This is a genomic window from Pseudomonas sp., from assembly GCF_050739995.1.
GTDB lineage: Bacteria > Pseudomonadota > Gammaproteobacteria > Pseudomonadales > Pseudomonadaceae > Aquipseudomonas.
This window is the reverse complement of the sequence record NZ_JBOICG010000791.1, coordinates 1-4200: the sequence shown is the minus strand read 5'-3', so window position 1 is coordinate 4200 and position 4200 is coordinate 1. Positions and strand designations below refer to the sequence as shown.

At 60.5% G+C, this 4200-nt stretch carries 3 protein-coding genes; 2 read left to right on the top strand and 1 reads right to left on the bottom strand.

Annotated elements, in window-relative coordinates:
* Window positions 1-156: 156 nt before the first annotated feature.
* Window positions 157-888 carry an FKBP-type peptidyl-prolyl cis-trans isomerase gene (locus ACRESD_RS26825; protein WP_431753671.1) on the bottom strand — a complete coding sequence of 244 codons (732 nt, stop codon included), beginning with the start codon at window positions 886-888 and terminating at the stop codon, window positions 157-159.
* Between the two features lie 247 nt (window positions 889-1135).
* Here ACRESD_RS26825 and ACRESD_RS26820 point away from each other — a divergent pair, with 247 nt between their 5' ends.
* On the top strand, window positions 1136-2947 hold the full coding sequence (locus tag ACRESD_RS26820) for a di-heme-cytochrome C peroxidase (protein ID WP_431753670.1): 1812 nt from the start codon (window positions 1136-1138) through the stop codon (window positions 2945-2947).
* Window positions 2944-4107 (top strand): catalase family protein, encoded by a 1164-nt coding sequence (locus ACRESD_RS26815; RefSeq protein ID WP_431753669.1) that lies wholly within the window; start codon window positions 2944-2946, stop codon window positions 4105-4107. Before ACRESD_RS26820 ends, ACRESD_RS26815 begins: the two co-directional genes overlap by 4 nt.
* The last annotated feature ends 93 nt before the right edge of the window (window positions 4108-4200 follow it).

Sequence of the window (4200 nt, the reverse complement as noted above, 5' to 3'; positions counted from 1 at the left end):
GCGCAATGGTGACGCAGAGCGTCACGGGATGCATTCCCACGCAGAGCGTGGGAACGATCGCAGAGCGTGGGAACGATCGCAGAGCGTGGGAACGATCGCACAGGCCAGAAACAACAACGCCCCGTCGAGACGGGGCGTTGTGTGTTCAGGCGCCGATTACTTCTTGGCGGCTGGTGCAGCAGGGGCGTCAGCCTTGGCCGGGTCCTTGATGGCCAGCAGCTCCAGGTCGAATACCAGCACGGAGTTGGCTGGGATCGCCGGGCTCGGGCTCTGTGCGCCGTAGGCCAGGTCCGACGGGATGTACAACTCGACCTTCTCACCCACGTGCATCAGTTGCAGGCCTTCGACCCAACCCGGGATCACGCCGCTGACCGGCAGGTCAATCGGGCTGCCGCGATCTACGGAGCTGTCAAAGGTGGTGCCATTGGTGAGCTTGCCGGTGTAGTGAACAGTCACTACGTCGGTCGGCTTAGGCTGAGCGCCGTCGGCCTTCTTCACGATCTTGTACTGCAGACCGGAAGCGGTGGTGACTACGCCATCTTTCTTGGCGTTTTCTTCGAGGAATTTCTTGCCGGCGGCTGCCGACTCTTCGCTCATCTTGGCCATGCGTTCTTCAGCACGCTTTTGCAGTGCGGCAAACGCCTCGACCAGTTCGTCGTCCTTCAGCTTCTGTTCTTTCTTGCCGACGGCATCTTCGATGCCTTGGGCTACCGCTTTGGAGTCCAGGTCATCCATGCCTTCTTGGGCAAGGCTTTTGCCCATGTTCAGGCCGATACCGTAGGAAGCTTTTTGCGCCGGGGTTTTCAGCTCTACGCTGGTCTGCGAATCACAACCCGCAAGTACCAGGCTAACCAGGGCCACCGCCGCCGCCAACCGATGCTGTTTCATGCTATTTCCTTGTTCATGCGCCAAAAGGGCAATCGAATAAAGTCGCGAGCTTATCAGGCGGCCACGACCAATGGCTACCGGCATCTGAGCAGGAAACTTCTGATAAGTTCACGTGTTTAAAAGCATTTTCATACATCATAGGGGTCCGCGAAGGATCGCGGGACCACCTGTAACCGTGCTCATGGCCACTTGCCGCACCCGTGGTGTGATGGCATAAGAGCGCTACAACTCGACAAGGATAGTTATCTTGCGCATTTTTTCCCGTGTTTTACTCCTGATACTCGCCCTGCTGGCCCTGATGCTGGCTGTGGTGATCTATTACACCGTCAACCCCAAGCTCCCTGACTATGTGCCCGTGGAGCAGGTGCACTACCAGGATCAATGGAGTGCCGCCGACCGCCAGACCTACTATTTCACGCCCCAAGGTACCCAAGTAAAGGGCCTGCATTACAACTGGTTCACGGCCCTGGAGCTGCCCTTCTCCGAGCAACGCTTTGCCACGCCTGAATACCTGGCACGCTTCGGCTTCCTGGTTGACCCCAAGCAAGTCCGCACCGCGAAAAACCCCGGCAACCTGCCCGTCGGTTTCGCCCGGCATCAGAACGCTGACAGCAAAGTTGAATACCTGGACATCACCTGCGCCGCCTGCCACACAGGCGAACTGCACGTCAAAGGCCAGGCCCTGCGTATCGACGGTGGTTCGGCACAGCATGTGTTGCCCTCCAGCGTACCGACCTTGCGCGGCGGCAGTTTCGGCCAAGCACTGGTGGCCAGCCTCGCCGCCACCTATTACAACCCGTGGAAGTTCGAGCGGTTTGCCCGTGAAGTGCTCGGTTTCGATTACGACGACAACAACAGAGAGCAACTGCGTGTGGAGTTCAAGCAGTCCCTGGACCAGTTTCTCAAAGTTGCCTGGAACGATACCCATCGCGGTCTCTACCCCACCGAAGAAGGCCCAGGCCGCACCGACGCGTTTGGCCGCATTGCCAACGCCAGCTTTGGTGACGCGATTTCGCCAGACAATTACCGCATCGCCAACGCCCCCGTGGACTACCCGCACCTGTGGGATATCTGGACCTTCGATTGGGTGCAATGGAACGGCTCGGCCCAGCAACCCATGGCGCGCAATATCGGCGAGGCCCTCGGCGTCGGCGCCACCCTGAACTTCTTCGACAACGCCGGCCAACCGCTTCAGGGTGATGCTCGCTACCCTTCCAGCGTTCGTGTGCGTGACCTGAACTTGATCGAAGAAACCCTGCAGCGCCTCAAACCACCGACCTGGCCGGAGGACCTGTTCGGTGCCATCGACAAACCTCTCGCCGCCCAGGGCCGCACCTTGTTCGCCGAGAACTGCGCCGCTTGCCATGTGCCCTCTGTCAGCCAGGAAAATGGCCGTCCGGTGCAACAACTGAAAATGCTTCCGGTGGACTACATCGGCACCGACCCGACCGCCGCAGGCAACATCGCCGATCACCGTTTTGACCTGAGCGCCTTGCAGTGGGACCCGTCGGAGTTGGCCAAGCTCAATGTCCAGCTACACCCGGCGCCGACCGAGCCACTGGACCTGAAAAAAATGTCCGTGGCCCAGGGCCTGGCCTACGTCACCGCCTTCGTTGAGGAACACGCCTACCGCGCTGCCGGCGTAACACCGGCCGAACGCCCAAGCCTGGATGGCTTCGGCCTGCCCATCGGCGTACGCGAACTGCGTGCCTACAAGGCGCGTCCGCTGGCGGGTATCTGGGCCACCCCGCCGTTCCTGCACAACGGTTCGGTGCCGACGATCTACCAACTGCTCTCGCCCCAGGACGAGCGCAGTTCCACGTTCTATAAAGGCACCTTCGACTACGACCCGCGTCACTTGGGTTTTGAGACCGCCGCGTTCAAAAACGCCTTCCTGTTCGATACCAAAATCACCGGCAACCACAACAGCGGTCATGAATTCCGCGCCGGCAAGCGCGGCAACGGCGTGATCGGCCGCAGCCTGCTGCCACAGGAACGCTGGGCGCTGCTGGAATACCTCAAAGTGCTGGGCGGCCCGCTGGAGCAACAACTGCCATGATGATTCGATCCCAATACAACGAACGCTCCCTGCTCGCCCGCGTCTGGTTGCGCCTGGGCAGATTTCTCGGCAAGACCTTGCTGTGGCTGATCGGCCTGGGCCTGCTCGGCTGGCTGGCAGCCACTGCCTGGTTCGCCTGGCAACACAGCGGCCCGGTGTCGCCGGATGAACAGATCCCGCCCGGCGAAGCGGCCATGACCCAGGGCATCATCCAGACAGCGGTGCGGATCGTCGACCAGCACCGCGAAGGCACACGCTACCTGCGTGATGCCCATGCCAAGGCCCACGGCTGCGTGAAGGCGCAAGTCAGCGTGCTGGCAGACCTCGACCCGGCCCTGCGCCAGGGCGTGTTCGCCGAGCCGGGCAAGACCTGGCAGGCACAGATGCGGCTGTCCAACGGCAACGCCTATCCGCAGTTCGACAGCATCCGCGATGCCCGGGGCATGGCGATCAAATTGCTCGACGTGCCAGGCAAACAACTGATGGCCGACCAGCAAGCCCGCACGGAACAGGACTTCGTGATGTTCAGCCATCCGAACTTCTTTGTCAGTGATGTGGCCGAGTATGCGCAGAACATTGGTGCCCAGGCCGACGGCAAGAAGGTCCTGGCGTTCTTCCCCAAAGCCGACCCGCGCAGCTGGCAAATACGCCATCTGTTTATCGCCCTGGCGACCTTGGCGCCGGCGCCCGCCAGCCCGACACAGGCCACTTACTTTTCGGTATCGCCCTACAAGTTCGGCGCGGCCAATGCCAAATTCCGCGTGGCGCCTGACCCGCAAAGCTGCCCGGAATATGTGCTGCCCAAGCAGAACCAGGACTTGCCGAATTTCCTGCGGAGTGCCTTGAACCAGCAACTGTCCACCGACCGGGTACCTGCGTGTTTTGTGTTGCAGATTCAGCGGCAGAATCCGCAGAAGTTCATGCCGATTGAAGACACCAGCATTGAGTGGAAGGAAAGCGATGCGCCTTATGAAACGGTGGCCAGGGTGCGGATTCCCGCGCAGGATTTTGATACGCCTGCGTTGAACCTTGCCTGTGACAACCAGTCGTTCAACCCATGGTTTGGGCTGGAGGCGCATCGACCGGTTGGGGGGATCAATCGGTTGCGTAAGGCGGTGTATGAGGCGGTCAGTGACTATCGGCATAGTCGTAATTTGTGAGGTGCTTTGGGGTGACGGCTACTGGTGATTGCGCTCTTACAGCGGGTCACCTTTTTCTGTGGGAGCTGGCTTGCCTGCGATGCAGACACCTCG

Coding starts and splice junctions, on each gene's coding strand:
- ACRESD_RS26825 (WP_431753671.1), bottom strand. CDS start 888: ATGAAACAGCATCGGTTGGCGGCGGCGGTGGCCCTGGTTAGCCTGGTA.
- ACRESD_RS26815 (WP_431753669.1), top strand. CDS start 2,944: ATGATGATTCGATCCCAATACAACGAACGCTCCCTGCTCGCCCGCGTC.